The sequence below is a fragment of the Parolsenella sp. genome, assembly GCF_982402205.1.
In genome coordinates this window covers 1-3,866 of the sequence record NZ_CEVYAT010000151.1, presented here as the reverse complement: position 1 = coordinate 3,866, position 3,866 = coordinate 1, and the positions used below count along the sequence as shown (strand labels likewise).

General features: G+C 61.7%; 5 protein-coding genes. All 5 read left to right on the top strand.

Annotated elements, in window-relative coordinates:
* The first annotated feature begins 380 nt into the window (after nucleotides 1–380).
* The gene (locus tag AC1VTH_RS07280) at nucleotides 381–1,121 is read left to right on the top strand and encodes an amino acid ABC transporter ATP-binding protein (protein WP_481335480.1); all 741 of its coding nucleotides are present in this window, start codon (nucleotides 381–383) and stop codon (nucleotides 1,119–1,121) included.
* 68 nt (nucleotides 1,122–1,189) lie between these two features.
* Nucleotides 1,190–2,035 carry a transporter substrate-binding domain-containing protein gene (locus AC1VTH_RS07275; RefSeq protein WP_481335479.1) on the top strand — a complete coding sequence of 282 codons (846 nt, stop codon included), beginning with the start codon at nucleotides 1,190–1,192 and terminating at the stop codon, nucleotides 2,033–2,035.
* Between the two features lie 93 nt (nucleotides 2,036–2,128).
* Entirely contained in the window at nucleotides 2,129–2,875 is a 747-nt protein-coding gene (locus AC1VTH_RS07270) for an amino acid ABC transporter permease (RefSeq protein WP_293673864.1), read from the top strand.
* Between the two features lie 4 nt (nucleotides 2,876–2,879).
* Nucleotides 2,880–3,518, top strand: coding sequence for an amino acid ABC transporter permease (locus AC1VTH_RS07265; protein WP_293826815.1), 639 nt, complete (start codon nucleotides 2,880–2,882; stop codon nucleotides 3,516–3,518).
* Between the two features lie 10 nt (nucleotides 3,519–3,528).
* The coding region (locus AC1VTH_RS07260; RefSeq protein ID WP_481335478.1) for a cytidylate kinase-like family protein at nucleotides 3,529–3,866 on the top strand (338 nt) is incomplete at its 3' end.

Here is a 3,866-nt window from a genome sequence, read left to right as displayed (position 1 = left end):
ACGCCGCCCTCTCAAGGCGGAGATCACCAGTTCGAATCTGGTACGGGCTACCAAATGTTAGGCGGGTTGCGAAAGCGACCCGCTTTTTTCATACAGCCACGTGTGCTAGGAGCCCATACCCATCGTCCTTGGGCAAGCGTTCCCGCTGCCGCGCCCAACGAGCTCGTTCTTGACCTTCGAGGTATAGAGCGCGCCTGCGTGGGATATAAGGCAAATCACGACCTCCATATTAGTTATAAAATTGTCGATAGGCTTGTAACCTGCGTGTTTCTACTTAGTCACAGTTGGGTAGGATTACACTTTGGGTAGGATTACACTTTAAACAACCGCGCTTACCGTACAGTGACAACAACACCTGCACGAGAAGAGGGATGAACGTTATGGCCGAAGCCAAGAACATGATCGAGATCAAGAATCTCAACAAGTACTTCGGTGATGTCCACGTGCTCAAGGACATCAATCTCACGGTCAAGGCCGGCGAGAAGCTCGTCATCATCGGCCCCTCGGGCTCCGGCAAGTCGACGCTCATCCGCTGCGTCAACTACCTCGAGGAGCCCACGAGCGGCACGATCACCATCGACGGGACCGAGCTCACCAAGAAGAACCACCTCGAGATGGCCCGCAAGTACTCCTCGATGGTCTTCCAGCAGTTCAACCTGTACCCCAACATGACGGTGCTGGGCAACCTCACGTTGGCTCCTATCAAGCTCCAGAAGAAGAGCAAGGAGGAGGCCACCAAGACCGCTCTTGAGGCCCTGCGCCGCGTTGGTCTCGAGGCCAAGGCGGGGGAGTACCCCCAGAACCTCTCCGGCGGCCAGCAGCAGCGCGTCGCCATCGCCCGCGCCCTGTGCACCAAGCAGCCCATCATCCTGTTCGACGAGCCCACGAGCGCCCTTGACCCTGAGATGGTCCAGGAGGTCCTCAACGTCATGGTCGAGCTCGCCCAGGAGAACATTACGATGATGTGCGTCACCCACGAGATGGGCTTTGCCCGCGAGGTGGCTGACCGAGTGATTTTCGTCGAGGACGGCCAGATCATCGAGGAGGGCACGCCCGAGCACTTCTTCACGAACCCCCAGCACGATCGCACGAAGCTCTTCCTCTCCAAGATTCTTCGCTAGGTACCACCCCTGGCGGACCTCGTCCGCCAGCCTCAGCTGCTCTTACCGACAACGAAAGGGGCTCCACCATGCACAACATCTCCCGCCGCCAGTTCATCTCCACCATGGGCGTCGCCGGCGCCACCGTCTGTGGCCTTGGCCTCGTTGGCTGCGGTGGCTCGAGCTCGAGCGACTCCAACGCCTCCAAGCTCCAGACCATCAAGGACCGCGGCAAGCTCAAGTGCGGCGTCAAGAAGGACGTCGTGGGCTACGGCCTGCTCGACACTGCCACCGGCAAGTACGAGGGCATGGAGATCGACCTGTGCTACCAGGTTGCCGCCAAGGTCTTCGACGTCACCTACGAGGAGGCCAAGGACAAGGACCTCGTCGAGTTCACCGACGTGACCCCCAAGACCCGTGGCCCGCTCATCGACAACGACACCCTCGACCTCATCTGCGCCACCTACACCATTACCGACGAGCGCAAGCAGAGCTGGGACTTCACCGACCCCTATCGCACCGACCACGTGGGCATCCTCATCAAGAAGGGCTCCATGTCCTCGATGGCCGACCTCGACGGCAAGCACATCGGCGTCTCCCAGGGCTCCACAACCAAGGACGCCATTACCAAGATGCTCTCCGACAACGGCTTCTCCGCCACGCCGCAGTTCGACGAGTACCCCGACTACCCGTCGATCAACAGCGCCCTCGACGCCGGCCAGATCGGCGCCTTCGCGATGGACCGCTCCACGCTGAAGACCTACACCACCGATGACAAGGAGCTCCTGCAGCCCGAGATCGAGTTTGGCGCCCAGGACTACGGCATCGCCACCAAGAAGGGCTCCGACCTCTCCAGCGTCACCGAGGAGGTCGTCAAGGACGTCACCTCCAACGGCTGGATCGAGGAGGAGATCCAGACCTGGGGCCTGCTCTAAGTTGTTCGACCGCCCGCCTGCCATGGCGGGCCTTGCCGGGGCCGCCCGCCGCACGTAGCGGGCGGCCCCGCACGTAGTCACGAAGGGAACGAGATGCTAGACGGACTCCTCGATCCGATGCGATGGTCGCTGACCTTCGCAGAGATGGACTCCCTGTGGACGGGCTTTGCCCTGACCCTGCAGGTCGTCCTCGCGGGCCTTGCCGTGTCGCTTGTGCTTGGCACGATCCTCGGCGTATTTTCGACGACGCGCTCGCGCGTGCTGCGTGGCATCAGCCGCGTGTACGTCGAGTTCTACCAGAACACGCCGCTGCCGGTGCAGGTCTTCTTCATGTACATGGCCGGCCCCAAGCTGCTCCAGGCCATCCTAGGTACGGCCGACCCGGTGCGCACGAGCGCCTTCATGCTGGGCACCCTGGGAGTTGGCCTCTACCACGCGGCCTACGTGTCCGAGGTCATCCGCACGGGCATCGAGAGCGTGCCACGCGGCCAGTTCGAGGCGGCGCTGTCGCAGGGCTTCTCGCGCCTGCAGTCCTACGCCTACATCGTGCTGCCGCAGACGTTCAAGGTCATCCTGCCCCCGCTGTGCAACCAGGCGCTCAACCTCGTGAAGAACACCTCTGTGCTTGCCCTCATCGCCGGCGGCGACCTCATGTACAACGCCGACAACTTTGTCTCGACCTACGGCTACCTACAGGGCTACATCATGGCCTGCGTGCTGTACTTCCTCATCTGCTTCCCGCTGGCGATCCTGGTCCAGTGGCTCGAGAGCCGCTCCAAGCGTCGCCCCCGCGCCAAGGTCATCCCCGGCGTGACGCCCGAGCCCGCGAAGGAGGCGTAGCCCGATGGAGATCTTTACCCCCGAGAACGTGAGCTTCATGCTCGGCGGCTTTGGCAAGACGCTCGTCATTTCCTTCTTTGCCATCATCTTTTCGCTCGTCTTTGGCACTATCCTGGCCCTCGTGAAGTCCTACGCGCCGCGCCCGCTGCGTCTGCTCGTGAGCGCCTACATCGAGCTGTTCCGCTGCACGCCTAACCTTTTGTGGATCCTGTTCATCTACTTCACCGTCAAGGGCAACGACGTCGTGATCTCCGTCTTGGCCTTCACAATCTTCACCTCGGCGGTCATGGCAGAGATCGTGCGCGGCGGCCTCAACGCCATCCCCAGGAGCCAGTTCGAGGCCGCAACGTCGCAGGGCTTTGGCTTCTTCGCCACGATGAGGCTCATCATCCTGCCCCAGACTTTCAAGACGATTATTCCCGCCCTGTTCAGCCAATGCACCACGGTCATCAAGGACAGCTCCTACCTTGCCGGCATCAATGTGGCCGAGTTCATGTACACTTCGAAGGTCGTCATGGCCAAGACCACGAGCCTCAATGACGTGCTGCTTGTCTATGGCTTCGTCTTCCTGCTGTACTTCGCCCTGAACTTTGGCATCTCGCTCATCGTGCGCGCCTACCAGCGCCGTGCGGTCGCCGCGTAAGGAGACTCCCATGGCTGAGAACCAGAACAACCTCGTCGAGGTCAGCCCCGACACGAGCACCTACCCCGTCGTCATCACGATCGCTCGCGACTTTGGCGCCGAGGGCCACGAGATCGGAAAGATGCTTTCCTGCGAGCTGGGCATCCCGCTGTACGACAACGAGATTCTCGTGCGCGCCTCGATGCGCGCGGGCGTCACGACCGACCAGATCGCCGCCTACGACGAGAGCTTGTCCGCCGAGGTCGCGGCCTTCTTGCCCGACCGCGTCGACGCGCGCTCGGCGGCCGACAAGCTCTTCAAGCAAATGGAGGGCGTCATCCGCGACCTGGGCTCCACGCAGAGCTGCAT